This window comes from Kitasatospora sp. NPDC086009, from assembly GCF_044540385.1.
Classification (GTDB): domain Bacteria; phylum Actinomycetota; class Actinomycetes; order Streptomycetales; family Streptomycetaceae; genus Kitasatospora.
In genome coordinates this window covers 85,382-100,656 of record NZ_JBITSA010000004.1, presented here as the reverse complement: position 1 = coordinate 100,656, position 15,275 = coordinate 85,382, and the positions used below count along the sequence as shown (strand labels likewise).

Below are 15,275 nucleotides of genomic sequence, written 5' to 3'. Positions count from 1 at the left end.
GCGGTGTGCCGACGTGGTCGGGGGTCAGCGCGCGTCGGGCTCCGGCGTCGACGTGGCGCGGAGTTCCTCGTCGACGTCGCCCGCCTGGCGAAGGCCCGCCTGGTAGGCCGGCTCCCAGGCCGCCAGGTCGCCCAGGTCCGGGCCGAAAGCGCTGACCGAGGCCGGATCGGGACCGATGGTCACGACGCGCGCCGCTCCCACGGCCGCCAGCTGCTGGTCGAGCAGCTCCCGGGGGAACAGGTGGGCCATCGGCTCGACCACGACCAGCGTGCGGGCTCCCACGGCGAGGTCGGCGTTGGGCCCCGCGCGCAGCGCACCGTCCATGTACCGCCGGCCGTCGACGGCGACGGGCGGCGCGACCCCGGGGAAGGCGCTGCTCGCCGCCACCGCGTGCGCCAGCGGCACACCGCTGTCGCGGTCCCACACCACGGGTTCACCGGAGGTCGTGTCCACGGCGGTGATCAGCAGTCGGCGCTCGGGCCAGGTGTCCGCGCCGATCAGCGCGGCGCGGCCCGCTATCAGCGCCTCCTCGGCGTGGGGGTCGGCGCCGTCGAGCGCGAGGCGGCCGACGCGGCGGCGGGCCTCGTCGGGCTCCAGGCCGGGGTCGCCGAGCACGGCGAACACCTCGCCCGTCCGTCCGGGGTCCGCCGTGACCCGGTGCTCCGGCCGGCGGGCCGCCGTCGCGAGCCGCTCCAGGTCCTGGCCGGTGGCGAGCAGCGCCGCGACGATCGCGCCGGACGAGGTCCCGACGATCACGTCGGCTCCGCCCAGTTCCACACCGCGCAGGCGCAACCCGTGGGCCAGCCCTGCCATCCAGGCGGTGCCGACGTGGCCCCCGGGACCCAGGACGAGTGCTCGGTCGAAGGTGTGCAAGGTGATCTCCCCTCATTAGTGAAACAGTCGTACCATATACTCGCTGATGCTGTCTCAACTTCGAGAAACCGAGCGGAGATCCACCGTGGGGCGACCCGCCGACCCCGCCCGTCGGGAGCGCACGCTGGCACGGGCGACCGACTACGTGCTGGCGCACGGCCTGACCGGACTCAGCCTGCGGCCGATGGCCGCGGCCCTCGACACCAGCCCGCGGATGCTGCTCTACGACTTCGGCAGCAAACAGGAGTTGGTCGCGGCGGTCCTCGCCGAGGCTCGGCGCCGAGGTGCCGCGCGCCTGACCGGGCACGTTGGGCCGACGACGGGCACCGCCCAGGAGCGGCTGCGCGGCATCTGGGCGTGGATCAGCGCGGAGGAACGTGCCCCGTTCGTCCGGCTGTTCTTCGAGGTGCACGCCGACGGGCTGGTTCACCCCGAGGCCTACCCCGAGCAGGGCGAGGCGATCACGGACTGGTTCGACACGCTCGGCGCCACCTTCCGCGACGTCTCCAGCGGCCCCGGCGACACCGTGACGCCCACGTTGATCATGGCCGTCGTCCGGGGCCTGCTGTTCGACCTCACCACCACCGGCGACCGCGACCGCACGAATCGCGCGCTGGACCGCTTCGCGGAACTGCTGGACCGCTGAACGGCCCTGGCGGGCCTTCGGTCATGGCCGGTGTCGGAGCGTGCCTCCCTGTCGGAGGGCCGTGGCACACTGCGGCACATGTCCCTCAGCGCCCTCAGCCTCGACCAGTGGCGGTCGTTCGACCTGCCGACCGCACGCCGCGTCGCCCACGGGGCGGCGGAGCTGGTGGGCGGCCGGGTGACCGCGCTGGAGACCGTCGAGCACCTCGGCGCCCCGCTGCACCGCGTCCGGATCGAACGGGATGACCAGGAGTTCGCGCTGATCCCCGGCGGCCGGGTGACGCTCGGGTTCGACCTCGACGCCTGGCGGCCGACGCCCGAGCAGAGCGCCGACTACGCGGCGAGCCTGGAGAACGGCTTCGGCTACGGCGCCGACCTCCGGGAGCACCTCGCCCAGGTGCTCAGCCCGCGACGGACCGTCACCCTGGCCACCGTGCTGATGGCCGTGGAGGACGAGGAGCTGACCGAGGCCTCCTGCGACATGCCGGCCGTCCTCGCGGCCCGCGGGCTGCGGATGCCGAGCCCGGACGAGTGGGAGCACGCCTGCGGGGCCGGCGCCACCACCCTCTTCCGCTGGGGCGACGACTGCCCGCTCGACCGCCTCCCCTACGGAGAGCCGGACGGGCCGCAGAGCCGGCCGAACGCCTTCGGGCTGCGCATCGCCTACGACACCTACCGCACCGAGGTGAGCAGCGACACCGCGTCCGTCCACGGCGGGGACGGCGGCGAGTCGGTGTGCGGCGGGTACGGCTTCCTGCTGGGGTGGCTGCCGCTGGCCACGGCCAACCGGAACCCCTTCATGGCCGAGTTCGTGCACGGCCCGGACGGCGACGGTCTCTGCGAGGACTTCTCGACCCGTCCCGTCCTCCCGCTCTGAGGGCCGGATCGCCCGGGGTCCGGTGCCGAAGCTTCTTCGGCACCGGACCCGACACCAACCTCAGGCACGCACCTCAGGCACGCACCTCAGGCACGACAGCGCAGCATCACCAGCGGCGGCTTGGCCAGGAGGTCCGCCCAGAACTCCGCGCCGAACTCGCGGAGGCCGGCTTCGGACACCTGGATCGGCACCCACTCCAGGTCACGGAATCCGGCCGCCCGCAGGCACTCCTCGTAGACCTCGCGACGCGGAACGGTGCTGACGATGCTGATCGGCCGCGGGTCGAGGAGCGCCGTGACCCGCACCCGCGGACCGGTCCCGGCCTCCTCACCGATCGGCTCGCAGCGGAACCCGTACCGCTCCAGGGACGGACAGTCGAACGCGTAGTCGGGCCGCTGGGCGAACACGAAGAACTCGCCGCCGGGCACCAGGTTCCGGTGGATGTTGCGGCACATCCGCTCCAGCTGCTCCACGGATTCCGCGTAGTTGAGACACTGCACGGCCAGCGCGAGGTCGAACCGCCGATCCAGCGGCGCCAGCTCGGCGACGTCGCCGACCTCGTAGCGCACGTCCAGCGGCTCACGCCGTTCCATGTCCCGCGCGGCGGCGATCATCTCGACGGAGATGTCGACGCCGAACACCTCGGAGGCGCCGCGCCGCTTGAACTCCCTGCTGTAGAAGCCGGTGCCGCACGCCAGGTCGAGGACCGACCTGCCCTTCACGTCCCCGACCATGCCGAGGAAGCTCGGCACCTCCCCGTAACGCATCAGCGGCAGGGACTTGAAACCCTCGAACGCCTCGCCGATCCCGTCGTACTGCTGCACGCTCACGTGCCGCCCCCTTTATGTCCTTCGCCCGTGCTTCGTCCGGTACGCGGCCACTCCGGCTCGCCGGACGCGGCGGGTGGAGGCCCGCCGGGGCCGTGGCGACGAGTCTCCTCCGCGCGGTGCGACGGCCGTACTGGCGGATGACACAAAGAAGTCGGCCGGGTGACGCGCGGGCATCGGCGTCCCGACACGACGTCACAGCTCGTTCAGGGGCGGCCGTTCGGGGCCGCCGTGCCCCCGTAGCCGGCCCCGGACCCGCTCGAGGTACCGGTCGGCGCTCCCGTGGGGGTGGTCCTGGGCGCCGTGTCGGTGCAGGTCGATCCGACCGTCGGCGTGCAGGCGCAGCGTGGTGGTCGCCCGGCGGGGTGGCTCGGCCGGGTCGCGGCCGGCGCCGGTGAGGGAGGTGGCGCCGAGCACGGGCACGGTGTCGGGGAACATCGCGGTGGCATCGGCGGCCGAGGCGGCGGGTGGGTGGCCGGTGCGGTTGGCGCTGCTGACGTAGCGGATCGGGTGGTCCTCCAGGACGGGCAGCAGGGGTGTCGAGCGGGCGCCGAACAGCAGGGTCCAGCCGTCCCGACTGGCCGGGGACAGCCAGTCGGGGAGCGTGGCGCCGGGGCGGAGCGGCACGAGCAGGGTGACGCGTTCCTCGGTGAGCAGGCGGCGGGCCGCCCACCGCGCACCCCGATCCCCGCCCGGCCGGACCGCGCGGCGTTCGTACCCTCGTCGGCTGGGAGCAGCCGGCGACCCACTCCAGCGAGCCGGTCGGACGGCGAGGGGCCGGCCGAGGCGACCGGGGTTCCGCCCGGCCCGCATCGACTCTCTCAACTCCCTTGCGACACAGTCTCCTTCGCGCGGCAGACGCGGGTACCTCCGGAGACCGAGGACCGGATCCTCAGTCAGGACGACGCGGGACGGCTCTCCGACCCCCGCCGCCCCGCCCGGACGGACCCCCGGCGGCCGCGGTACGACCGACGGAGTGCGACGGGGCACATGGGGGCGCGTGGAAGCAGTGGGCGGGCGTCGCTCTGGTCAGCGGTCCCGACGCGCCTGCACCCTGGTGCGGGAGACGGGCACCGGGCCGTCGGAGGAGGGGTCCATGGGAACGCGGGCGCACGAGTCGGACCGTCGCTGGGAGAGGGCCGTGGTCATCGGCGGTGGGTACGCCGGTCTCGTCACGGCGCGGGTGCTGACCGACTGCTTCCGCGAGGTCGTCCTCCTGGAGCGGGACGAGGTGGACGAGCACACCGGCGTCCACCCGCACGCCCCGCAGGGCCACCACGCGCACGCCATGCTGGCCAGGGGCGCGGAGGTGCTGGAGACGCTCTTCCCGGGCCTGCGCGAGGAGCTGCGTGAACTCGGCGCCCCGGTCTACGACTACGGGGAGCGGATGAGCTTCCTGCAGCCGGCCGGCTTCGCCCCGCGGCACCCGACGGGCGTGCTGATCCAGTCGTTCACCCGGGACGAGCTGGAACGCCGGCTGCGGCGCCGGGTGCTGGCCCTGCCCGGTGTGAGGCTGCTGGCCCCGGCACGCTGCGAGGGTCTGCTCGCGGAGCGTCCCGGGGCCGTGACCGGGGTGGTGTACCGGGTGGCCGGCGCCGAGGAGCCGGCCACCCTGGCGGCGGACCTGGTGGTCGACGCCTCGGGGCGCGCCGGCGGGCTGGACGACCGGCTCGACGCCCTGGGCGTGCGGGTGCCCGCGCCGCGTGTGGTGAAGGCGAAGATCACCTACACCTCGATGGTCTTCGCCAGGCCGGAGCGGGACCACCCGGACTTCGACGCCGCCTACCAGATGACCTTCGCGCCGGGCATCCCGCGCGGCGGCGTCATCCTGGCCGTCGAGCGGAACCGCTGGACGTGCTCGCTGTTCGGCTTCGACGACCAGGTGCCGCCGACCGACGACCAGGGGTACCTCGACTTCGCCCGGAGCCTGGCGAACCCCCTGCTGGCCGAGCTGATCGAGCGCCGCACCCGCCCGGAGCCGACCCGCCGGTACGTCAATCCCAACAACCAGTGGAGCCAGTACCACCGGGTCAGGGACTGGCCCGAGCGCCTGCTCGCCGTCGGCGACTCGGTCTGCGTGTTCAACCCGGTGTACGGGCAGGGGCTCACCGTGGCGGCGCTGGAGGCCCGGCTCCTGCAGCGGATGCTGGCCGCCCGCCGGGCCGGGGGCGAGGGACTGGACGGACTGGGCCGCCGGTTCCAGCGCCGGCTGGCCCGCGTGCTGCTGGTGCCCTGGACGCTGTCGAGCAACTCGGACCTGATGTGGAACCCGGACGGGCGGCCGCTGCCGGCCCGGGTGGCCCACTGGTACAACTCCCAGGTCTTCACGGTGGCGGTGCACGACCCGGAGGTGTGGTCCCGGTTCGTCCGGGTCGCCAACATGGTCGCGCCGCCCACCCTGCTCTTCCAGCCCTCCGTCCTGCGGAAGGTCGTCGGCGCGGCGCTGCGTCGCCGCCGTGCCGCGCCGCCGGCCCGCACCACGCCGACGGCCCGCACGGCCCGCACCGCCGGCCACCCGGTGCCCGGGCCGGCGACGGAAGCGCCGTCCTCGACCACGCCATCGCGGTAGGGCTTCACCCCAGGGAGGGACGCATGACCGACACCACGGATCGGAACAGCGGCGTGGAAGGGGGCGTCGGGGTCACCGCGCTGCTGGTCGCCGCCGCACGGGCGATCGAGACCCACCGCCGGGACAGCCTGGCCCAGGACGCCTTCGCGGAGCACTTCGTGCGCGCCGCCCCGGCCTCCGCGGGCTGGCCGGTCCGGGGGCGGGAGGCCCCGGGCGGGGACGCGAACCCGCTCTGGGGGCGGTTCGCCCGCTACTTCGGTCTGCGAACGAGGGTCCTCGACGACTTCCTGCTCCGCTCGGTCCGCGCCGACGCCCGCCAAGTGGTGCTGCTCGGAGCCGGGTTGGACGCACGGGCGTTCCGGCTGGACTGGCCGCCCGGCTGCGTGGTCTTCGAGATCGACCGGCCCGGGGTGCTGGCGTTCAAGCACCGGGTCCTCGACGGGCTGTCCGCCGTCCCGAGGGCGACGCGCGTACCCGTCCCGGCCGATCTGCGCGCCGACTGGGTCGGGGCGCTGACCGGCGCGGGCTTCGACCCGGCCGCCCCGAGCGTCTGACTGGCCGAGGGGCTGCTGTTCTACCTGCCCAGCGCCGTCGAGTCGCACCTCGTCGGCGCGGTGGACCGGTTGAGCACCGGCGGCAGCGCCCTGGCGTACGAGGCCAAGCTCGAACCGGACCTGCTGCGGTACCGAGACAGCCCGCTCTACACCGCGACGAGGGAGCAGATCGGGATCGACCTGCTCACCCTGTTCAACCTCGAACCCCGGCCCGACTCGGCGGGCGCCCTGGCGGACCGGGGCTGGACCACCTCCGTCAGCACCCCCTTCGAGTTCACCCACCGGCACGGCCGCGGCCCGTTGCCCGAGCAGAACGACGCGCTGGCGGGCAACCGCTGGGTGTTCGCGCACAAGCCCCGGCGCTGACCTGCCGACCGGGCCGGAGCACCGGGCCCGGGCCTCCGGTCCGGTGCTCGGACCGGAACACCGGACCCGAGCACCGGGCCCGACGGCGGGTCACGCGCCCGGGCTCGGCTCCCGCTCCTCGTCGGCCGGCGCGAGCGGCCGGAGCCGGCGCAGCGCCGCGGCGACCGTACCGCCGGGCGTGACGTCGACGGTCTCGACCCACAGCGCGGTGTCCGCCGGGAGGACGGCTCCGGTGGCGGCCACCCGCTCGCGCACCCGTGCGCAGAAGGCGTCCGGATCGCCGTCCGCGGCGGCGTACTCGCGCGACAGTCCGGCCGTGGAGCAGCCCGCCGTCGCGGGGGCCGGCAGGATGTCCGCACCGTTGGAGCAGCGGAGCGTGACCACGGGCGAGGGGCGGTAGGCGTCCGCGAACATGGGCAGGTTCGAGAAGGGGTAGACCCGGTCGTCCAGGGCGAACGAGAGCACCGCGCACACCGCGAACGCCACCGGGCCCGTCCAGTCCGGGGCGAGGCCCGGCCCCGCACCGGCCGGCAGCGGCAGGGCGGCCAGCCCCGCCAGCATGGCGTTCTCCCGGAAGTCGACCGCGAGCAGCCACCGCGAGCCCAGGTGGAAGAGCACCAGGCCCAGACCGATCGCCGCGCGCGGCCAGAACCCGGCGAGCATCAGCGGGGTGCCGGCCTCCAGCAGCAGCGTCGCCCACAGGAGCGGCACGCCCGCGCCCGGCCGGCGGACCAGGAGGCGGACCGGGCGGGCGTCCCGGACGCGCTCGCCGTCCCCGGTCCGGAACCGGTCGAACAGGGTGAGGTAGAAGGGGAAGAGCCGGCGGTCCGGCCAGCGCAGCCCGCGCTTGCGCACCTTGGAGACGGCCGAGACGACGTAGTGGGCCACCACCGCCCCCCACAGCCCTCCGGCCATCGACGCGGTCACCCGGTGCGGGTCGGCGCCGGGAGCGGCGGCGAGCCCGGCACCCGCCATGGCGAGCAGCGCCAGCCCGGTCAGGTGGAGGTGGTGGTGCACCTTGAAGTGGCGGGTGCCGTCGTCGTCCTCGGTGACGTACCCGGCGAACTCCTGCGACAGGTGGACGGTGGTGACCGGCACGAAGACCGCGGCCATGACCACCGTCGCCGTCACCGGGAGGAGACCGGCCGTGAACGCGCACCCGGCGAGCACCAGCACGGCGGCGAGGACGGTCCGGACCGCGGGCCCGACGAGGCGGTCGCCCACCCGCGCGCCGAGCGTGCCCGGCCGCCAGGTCGCACCGACTCCCAGCCCGCGCAGCGGCTCCTGGGCGGCCGACAGGACGACGACGGTGAGCAGGGCCCGGAAGAGCACGTCCTGCCACGGGCCCGGGGCGCCCTCGGGCAGGGGCCAGGAGACAGCTGCGGACCACATTCGGCACTCCCCCGGGGTGGGTGACCACTCGTCCGTCCAGGATCGGGCCTGCCGGGGGGATCCGGACAGCCTTCCGCGAGATGTCCCGAATAGAGGGCTCATCACACCAAGGCCGGTCAGCGTCCGTTCCCGGCACCCGCGGAACGGACGCTGCGCCCGAGCGGGCCCCGTGCGCCGGGCGCCCCGGGCACCGGCGCCCCCCGGTCGGCGGGGCGGCGGGGCGGCGACCGCCGCCGGTGCGTCGCGGGCGGGTGCGGGCCGCGCCCCTGGCATGCTGCTGAGCGCGGCTTCGTCCGGCCCCACCCGACCGGGCCTCCCGACCGGCCTCCCGACCGATGGGCCGCCGGGTGGGCCTCCCGGTGGGCAGCGGCAGCGGGCGCCCTGGGGACCGGGAGACCGGAACGGCGGAGCGGGAACGGAAGGGGTGCGCGCATGGACCCGGTGACGAAGGCGCTCAACGAACTGCACCGGCGGATCAGCGGGCTGACGGACGGCGAAGTCGCCTCCTACATCCCGAGGCTCGCCCAGGCCGACCCCGACGACTTCGGGATCGCCATCACCAGCATGGGCGGCCGCCGCTACCAGGCGGGCAAGGCCGACACCGAGTTCACCATCCAATCGGTCTCCAAGCCCTTCGTCTACGCACTGGCCCTCACCGACCTCGGGCCCGACGAGATGCTCCGACGGGTCGGCGCCGAGCCCAGCGGCGAGGCCTTCAACGCCATCAGCCTGGAGCCGGTCACCGGGCGCCCGGCCAACCCGATGGTCAACGCCGGCGCGATCGCCACCACCGCCCTGGTCGCGGCGGCCGACCCCGAGGCGCGGTCCGCCCGGATCCTGGACTGCCTGTCCGCGTTCGCCGGCCGCCGACTGGGCTACGACGAGGAGGTGTACGCCTCCGAGGCCGCCAGCGGCGACCGCAACCGCGCGCTGGCCTACCTGATGCGCTCGGCCGGCTCGTTGACCGACGACCCGTACGCCGTGACGGCCACCTACTTCCGCCAGTGCTCCGTCCTGGTCACCGCGGCCGACCTCGCGGTGATGGCCGCGACCCTGGCCAACGGCGGCCGCAACCCGGTCACCGGCGAGCGGGTCGTGGAGCGGAGCGTGGCGGTACGGACCCTGGCGGTCATGGCCACCTGCGGGATGTACGACGGCGCCGGGGAGTGGCTGCTGAACGTCGGGCTGCCGGCCAAGAGCGGGGTCGCCGGCGGGCTGATCGCGGCCAGCCCGGGCCGGTTCGGGGTCGCGGTCTACAGCCCGCCGCTGGACCGGGAGGGCAACTCCGTGCGGGGCGTGGCCGCGCTCACCGCGATGTCCGAGCGGCTCACCCTCCACCTCATGCACGCACCGGTGCACCTGACGGCCACCGTCACCGACACCGGGCACGGCGCGCGCTCCTCCCGCACCCGCAGCCCGGAGCAGACCGCGCTGCTCAACCGCAGCCGGCAGCGCATCATCGCCGTCGGCGCCCAGGGCGAGCTGGAGTTCACCGAGACCGAGCAGCTGCTGGGCGCCGTCGAGGGGGCCGTCCCCGCGACACCCGGCTGGCTGGTGCTTGACCTGATGGCCGTCACCGGCATCCGCCCCGGCTCCGCCGCGATGCTCGCCGCCGGTCTGGCGGACATCGCCCAGCGGGGCCACCGGATCGTCGTCGCCGCCCAGGAGCCGTTCCTGGCCGCGGCCGACGGGCACCCCGACTGGCAGGCCTTCACCAGCCGCGACGACGCGGTGGCCTGGTGCGAGGACCGGCTCCTGGCCGGCGAAGCGCCCCTCGCCCCGTCCGCCCCGAGCTGACCTCGTCGGGGCGTGCCGCCGGGCCGCCCGGTGCGACCAGAACGCACGGAGCCCGGTCACCGCCGACGACGATCGGGGCGACCGGGCTCCATCGGGCCCGCCGGGCGGACCGGCCCGCGGTCAGGACTCCTTGACCACCACGGTCTTGGCCGCTTTGTCGTGGAAGCACTGCTGGAGCGGCTTGTCCCAGAGCAGCGACAACACGTTCACCAGCGAGAACACCGAGCCGACGCAGTAGACCGCCTGGGGCAGGCCGTAGACCGCGCTGCGGGTCCACAGCTCGTTGTCGCTCGGGCGGCCGCCGTGCGTCGCCGAGACCACCCGCAGCTTCATCGCCTTCTTGCCGACGGTCTGCTGGCCCTGGCTGAGCATCATCGCCGCCTCGTAGGCGAAGACGATCAGCGCGCCGATGACGGCGGCCAGGATCGAACCCGCCACGGTCGTGAAGGCCAGCTGGAGCACGATCAACGGGATCAGCAGCACGCCCAGGTCGATCAGACGGGCCAGGAAGCGGTCGGCCGGGGTGGCCAGGGTCCGGCTCCCGGGCGGCGGCGGTCCGTACGGACCCGCCGGGCCGACCCACGGCGGAGCCTGGCCGCCGCCCTGCGGGTAACCCTGCGCGGGCGGCGGGTAGCCGGGAGCGCCCTGGGCGTAGCCGGGCGGCGGGTAGGCGGCGCCGGGCTGCGGGTCGTAGGGGCCCTGCGGGGCCCCGTAGCCCGGCTGCGCCGGCGGCGGCTGCTTGCCGTACGGGTTCTCGTCCGACGGGTGGCCGTAGCCGGGGGGTGGGTTCGTCATCGTCCTGCTCGTTTCGTCGCGGCTTGTCCCTCGGGTCTAGTGGCTCCGACGATCGTTTAGGAAGACCCTGGGGCCAACCGTTACGTGAACACCCCGGACCTGCCCCCTCGTCACCCGCCCCCGGCACCCTCGTTCCCGGCCGGACACGTCCATCGGTACCGGGTCCCGGGCGATGGGGAGTTCGGCGTCTCGCCACCCCCCGGCTACGCGCAGTGGTGCCCGGCGGCCTCCGCGCCGGCCGGGTGACGGGGTGGGCGCAGGTCCTGGGCGAGCAGGGCCGCGCCCAGTGCCGCGGCCCGGCGGCCGAGGGCGGCGGCGACGACGCGGGGTGGGTCCGGGGAGGTCAGGCGCTCGGACAGGGCTTTCCGGAGCGGGTCGAGGTAGGTCCGCCCGGCGAGGGACAGGGGGCCGCCGATGACGATCCGTTCGGGGGCGGTGTCGCCGACCGCGGCGGCCAGGACCTCGGCGAGGCCTTCGACGGCCTCCTGCCAGATGGCGGCGGCCGTCCCGTCGCCCGCCGCGGCCCGGGCCTGGACGTCGCTGGCGGTCACGCGCGCCTCGCCGGTGGCGAGGCGGTAGCGGCGGGCGATCGCGGCGGCCGAGGCGATCGTCTCCAGGCAGCCGCTCCCGCCGCAGGGGCAGGGGTCGCCGCCCGGGCGGACCACGACGTGGCCGAGTTCGCCGTCGCCGCCCGGCGCGTGCCCGTCGAGCACCATCGAGGCGGCGATGCCGGTGCCGACCGGGACGTAGAGGAAGGAGCGGCACGAGCGGCCGGCGCCGAGCCGGGCCTCGGCCAGGCCACCGGCGCGGACGTCGTGGCCGAAGGCCACCGGAACGTCGAGTTCCTCGGCCAGCCAGCGCCGGACGGGGATCTCGCGCCAGCCGAGGTGGGCGGCGAAGACGGCGGTGCCGGTCGCCTCACCGACCAGGCCGGGCACCGCGATGCCGGCCGCCGACGGCGCGTGGTGCCGGGCGAGGTCGGCGGCGTACTCCAGGACGGTCTCCAGGACGGCGTCCGGTCCGCGGTCGGCACGGGTCGGCCGCCGACCGCTGTGCACGAGCGAGCCGTCCGGCGCCATCGCGACGGCCCGGATCTGCGCGACGCCGACCTCCAGCCCGATCACCACGGCGCTCGGGACCTCGGCGCGGTGGGTCACGGGGTTCTCCGCAGCCGTGATCTCCACCTGCTCTCCGTGATCGAATATGATAACTGCCTAGCCAATCCAATCACAGAGATGCACGATCTCTGGCGGTTCGGTCACTGCGCCCGCGATAGGCTTCACCTGCCGACACGACATGTAAGGGAGAGACCATGGGGACGCACGAGAGGTGGACGCGTCTGCTGGAGATCCTGGGCGACCGGGGCCGGCTGGAGGTCGGCGAGGCCGTCGAGCTGCTGAGCGTCTCCGCGGCGACCGTGCGTCGTGACATGGACGAGCTCGCGAACCAGCAGCTGCTGGTGCGCACCCGCGGCGGCGCGGTGCTGAGCGGTGTCGCGTACGACCTGCCGCTGCGCTACAAGACCGCCCGGCAGGCGAACGAGAAGCTCAGGATCGCCAAGGCCGCGGCCGCGCTCATCCCGCCGGGGGCGGTGGTCGGCCTCAACGGCGGCACCACCACGTCGGAGGTCGCCCGGGAGCTCGCGACCCGGCCCGACTTCGCCGAACACAGCAACGGAACCGCGCTGACCGTCGTCACCAACGCGATCAACATCGCCAACGAGCTGGCCGTGCGCCCGTACGTGAAGACGGTGGTCACCGGCGGAGTGGCCCGCCCGAACTCCTACGAGCTGACCGGGCCGCTGGCCACCATGGTGCTCCAGGGCCTCGCCCTCGACTACGCCATCCTCGGCGTCAACGCCGTGGACGCCAAGAACGGCGCCGCCACCCACGACGAGGGAGAGGCCAGCGCCAACCGCGCCATGGCCGAGCGGGCGGACAAGGTGATCATCGTCGCGGACGCCACCAAGATCGGCCGCCGCGCCTTCGCGCAGGTCTGCGCGGTCAACGAGTTCACGGTGCTGATCACCGACAAGGACGCCCCGGAGGAGATCGTCGAGCAGCTGATCGCCCAGGGCGTGGACGTGCACTCGGTCTGACCGCCCCCGGCACCGCGACGTTCGAAGGGGCCCGGCAGCCGCCGGGCCCCTTCGCGTGCGACCGCCTCAGGACTTCGCGCGGAGCGTCGGCAGATGGCCCGCCCCGGCGACCCAGACGCCCTTCTGCATCACGGCGACGACGTCGTGGGCGGCGTCCAGCACCACCAGGTCGGCCTGCTTGCCGGTCTCCAGCGAGCCGACGCAGTCGCCCAGCCCCAGCAGTCGGGCGGGCACCGCGGAGAGCGACCGCGAGGCCTGCTCGGGAGTGAACCCGTCGACCGTCACCGCCCGCTTGAACGCCCGGTCGAGGGTCAGCGTGGAGCCGGCGATGGAGCTGCCGTCGGCGAGTTCCGCGACGCCGGCACGGACCCGGATGTCCAGCGGCCCCAGCCGGTAGGCGCCGTCGCCCATGCCCGCGGCGCTCATCGCGTCGGTGACCAGCGCGATCCGCCCGGCGCCGACCGCGCGGTGGACGAGGCCGACCACCGCGGGGTGCACGTGCACGCCGTCGTTGATGAGCTCGACGGTGACCCGGTCGTCCTCCAGCAGCGCGCCGACCGGCCCGGGGTCCCGGTGGCCGAGGGCGGGCATGCCGTTGAAGAGGTGGGTGGCCACGGTGGCCCCGGCGTCGATGGCGGCGCGGACCGTGCGGTAGTCCGCGGCCGAGTGGCCGACCGCCGCGACGACCCCCGCGTCCACCAGGGTCCGGACGGCGTCGAGCCCCCCGGGCAGCTCCGGCGCGAGGGTGACCATGCGGGCGTGGCCCTTGGCGGCGTCCAGCAGCCGGCGCAGCGGTTCGGGGGCGGGGTCGCGCAGCAGGGCGGGGGCGTGGGCGCCGCACCGGCCGCGGGCGATGAACGGACCCTCGAAGTGGACCCCGGCCAGTACGCCGTCCTGGGTGAGTTCGGCGAGCACGGCGGCCTGGTGGCAGAGCTCGTCCAGCTCGGCTGTGACGGTGCTGGCGACGGTGGTGGTGGTCCCGTGCAGGCGGTGGAACCGCGCGGCGGCCATCACCTCCTCGCCGTCGGCGGAGGTGTACGAGGCGCCGCCGCCGCCGTGGACGTGCAGGTCGACGAAGCCGGGCACGACCAGGTGGCCGGTCAGATCCACGTCACCGGGTTCGGGAGTGCCCCCGAACCCGGTGATCAGGGCTCCTTCGACCGTGAGGCGTCCGCCGTCGACGGTGCCGGTGGCGGTCACCAGGCGAGCCCCGGACAGGGAGGTGCGGGTGGCGGTCATGCGGCGCCCGCCGGGCCGTGGGCAGCGTTCGCGTGGTCCATGGAGCCTCTCTTGCGGCGATCGTGCGGCGAGGAGCAGGGCGGCCCCGGGAGGGCGCTGGGCGCGGCAGATCTGCACTCTTGTGCAGCACTCGCGGGCTCTGCGATCAGATCACATCATTGTGGATGAGCCGAAAGTTGCACGCAAGGGCTCCCGGGGGGCCGGAACGGGCGGACCGCCGACGGGCGGCGCAGTCGTCGGCGGTCACCCGGAGGCGTCCGCAGGTCCCGGGTGGCACTCCCGTCCGGGACGGACCGGGAGTTGCTGGACATATAGGCGAACGCTATGGATGGGGGGTGATCAGACGCCATCACCGGCTCGACCTGCGTCTACGCGGTCTACGACCCGGTCTCCGGCGTCTGCACGCTCGCCCGCGCCGGTCACCTCGGGCCCGCCGTCGTCGCTCCCGACGGCACCGTGGCCTTCCCGGAGACGCCGCTCTCGCCGCCGCTCGGCGTGGGCGGCCACCCCTTCGAGACCGCGGAACTCCCCCTCGACGCCGGCTCCCAGCTCGTCCTGTTCACCGACGGCCTGGTGGAGGCCCGCACCGAGGACATCGACCCGGGGCCTGGAGCGGCTCCGCTCGGCGCTCGCCGGCGACGGGTGGCGCACCCCCGACGAGACCTGCCGGGCCGCGATGCGGGCCCTGCCCGTGCCGCACCCCACCGACGACGTGGCCCTGGTCGTCGCGCGGACCGGTCGGCTGGCACCGGACCGGGTGGCCGCGTGGGACGTCCCCGTGGACCCCTCGGCGGTGGCACCCGTCCGCGCCGCCTGCGTCCGCCGCCTGACCGAGTGGGGGCTCGACGAGCTCGCCTGCACCACCGAGCTGATCCTCAGCGAGCTGATCACCAACGCGATCCGGTACGGCGCGCCGCCCGTCCGGGTCCGGCTGCTCCTCGACACCAGCCTGGTCTGCGAGGTGTCCGACGGGAGCAGCACCGCGCCGCACCTCCGCTGGGCCGCCGCCGCCGACGAGGGCGGCCGGGGCATCTTCCTGATCGCCCAGCTCGCCCACCGCTGGGGCACCCGGTACACGCCGAGCGGCAAGGTCATCCGGTCCGAGCAGCCGCTCCCCGGCGACGGCTCCCCGACGGCGGGCTGACGCCGCCCGCGCGCCCGACGGCGGCGGGCCCGCGGACCACACCCCGTCGCCGCGGGAGCGACGGGGGGCCCGAGGGCGACGCGGCCGACGGGGGGCGCG

At 74.9% G+C, this 15,275-nt stretch carries 12 protein-coding genes and 2 pseudogenes; 7 read left to right on the top strand and 7 right to left on the bottom strand.

The genetic code is table 11. The features are described 5' to 3' along the window. Nucleotides 1-24: 24 nt before the first annotated feature. Nucleotides 25-873, bottom strand: a complete 849-nt coding sequence (locus ACIF6L_RS12380; protein ID WP_396489352.1) for a patatin-like phospholipase family protein — start codon at nt 871-873, stop codon at nt 25-27. 85 nt (nt 874-958) lie between these two features. On the opposite strand from ACIF6L_RS12380, the gene ACIF6L_RS12375 reads away from it, so the two are divergent. Together ACIF6L_RS12375 and ACIF6L_RS12370 are read left to right on the top strand one after the other, a co-directional pair. Beyond that, entirely contained in the window at nt 959-1,519 is a 561-nt protein-coding gene (locus tag ACIF6L_RS12375) for a TetR/AcrR family transcriptional regulator (protein ID WP_396489354.1), read from the top strand. Between the two features lie 78 nt (nt 1,520-1,597). Beyond that, nucleotides 1,598-2,395 carry a hypothetical protein gene (locus tag ACIF6L_RS12370; RefSeq protein WP_396489356.1) on the top strand — a complete coding sequence of 266 codons (798 nt, stop codon included), beginning with the start codon at nt 1,598-1,600 and terminating at the stop codon, nt 2,393-2,395. An 86-nt stretch (nt 2,396-2,481) separates the two neighbouring features. On the opposite strand, the gene ACIF6L_RS12365 is transcribed toward ACIF6L_RS12370, so the two are convergent. Then, nucleotides 2,482-3,225, bottom strand: coding sequence for a class I SAM-dependent methyltransferase (locus ACIF6L_RS12365; RefSeq protein ID WP_329485498.1), 744 nt, complete (start codon nt 3,223-3,225; stop codon nt 2,482-2,484). 192 nt (nt 3,226-3,417) lie between these two features. Further along, on the bottom strand, nt 3,418-3,849 hold the full coding sequence (locus tag ACIF6L_RS12360) for a hypothetical protein (protein WP_396489359.1): 432 nt from the start codon (nt 3,847-3,849) through the stop codon (nt 3,418-3,420). A gap of 469 nt (nt 3,850-4,318) precedes the next feature. Between ACIF6L_RS12360 and ACIF6L_RS12355 the strand changes: the two genes are divergently transcribed. Together ACIF6L_RS12355 and ACIF6L_RS12350 are read left to right on the top strand one after the other, a co-directional pair. Further along, nucleotides 4,319-5,791 (top strand): FAD-dependent oxidoreductase, encoded by a 1,473-nt coding sequence (locus ACIF6L_RS12355; protein ID WP_396489360.1) that lies wholly within the window; start codon nt 4,319-4,321, stop codon nt 5,789-5,791. Between the two features lie 23 nt (nt 5,792-5,814). Further along, nucleotides 5,815-6,711: pseudogene (locus ACIF6L_RS12350) on the top strand (class I SAM-dependent methyltransferase). 90 nt (nt 6,712-6,801) lie between these two features. On the opposite strand, the gene ACIF6L_RS12345 reads toward ACIF6L_RS12350, so the two are convergent. Beyond that, complete coding sequence (locus ACIF6L_RS12345; RefSeq protein WP_396489362.1) at nt 6,802-8,103, bottom strand: hypothetical protein; 1,302 nt, start codon at nt 8,101-8,103, stop codon at nt 6,802-6,804. A 432-nt stretch (nt 8,104-8,535) separates the two neighbouring features. On the opposite strand from ACIF6L_RS12345, the gene glsA reads away from it, so the two are divergent. Then, nucleotides 8,536-9,900: a glutaminase A gene (gene glsA / locus ACIF6L_RS12340; RefSeq protein WP_396489364.1), complete on the top strand. Its 1,365-nt coding sequence runs from the start codon at nt 8,536-8,538 to the stop codon at nt 9,898-9,900. Nucleotides 9,901-10,020: 120 nt separating this feature from the next. On the opposite strand, the gene ACIF6L_RS12335 is transcribed toward glsA, so the two are convergent. Further along, nucleotides 10,021-10,695, bottom strand: coding sequence for an RDD family protein (locus ACIF6L_RS12335; protein WP_396489366.1), 675 nt, complete (start codon nt 10,693-10,695; stop codon nt 10,021-10,023). A gap of 203 nt (nt 10,696-10,898) precedes the next feature. Continuing rightward, nucleotides 10,899-11,879: an ROK family protein gene (locus ACIF6L_RS12330; RefSeq protein ID WP_359808838.1), complete on the bottom strand. Its 981-nt coding sequence runs from the start codon at nt 11,877-11,879 to the stop codon at nt 10,899-10,901. Between the two features lie 128 nt (nt 11,880-12,007). Here ACIF6L_RS12330 and ACIF6L_RS12325 point away from each other — a divergent pair, with 128 nt between their 5' ends. Then, a complete protein-coding gene (locus tag ACIF6L_RS12325) occupies nt 12,008-12,793 on the top strand; it encodes a DeoR/GlpR family DNA-binding transcription regulator (protein WP_352286541.1) in 786 nt (261 codons plus the stop codon). A 66-nt stretch (nt 12,794-12,859) separates the two neighbouring features. Here ACIF6L_RS12325 and nagA read toward each other — a convergent pair whose 3' ends face one another. Beyond that, nucleotides 12,860-14,032 carry an N-acetylglucosamine-6-phosphate deacetylase gene (gene nagA, locus ACIF6L_RS12320; RefSeq protein ID WP_396489368.1) on the bottom strand — a complete coding sequence of 391 codons (1,173 nt, stop codon included), beginning with the start codon at nt 14,030-14,032 and terminating at the stop codon, nt 12,860-12,862. Between the two features lie 348 nt (nt 14,033-14,380). On the opposite strand from nagA, the pseudogene ACIF6L_RS12315 reads away from it, so the two are divergent. Next, nucleotides 14,381-15,176, top strand: a pseudogene (locus tag ACIF6L_RS12315) (SpoIIE family protein phosphatase); the annotation flags it as partial. Nucleotides 15,177-15,275 lie beyond the last annotated feature (99 nt).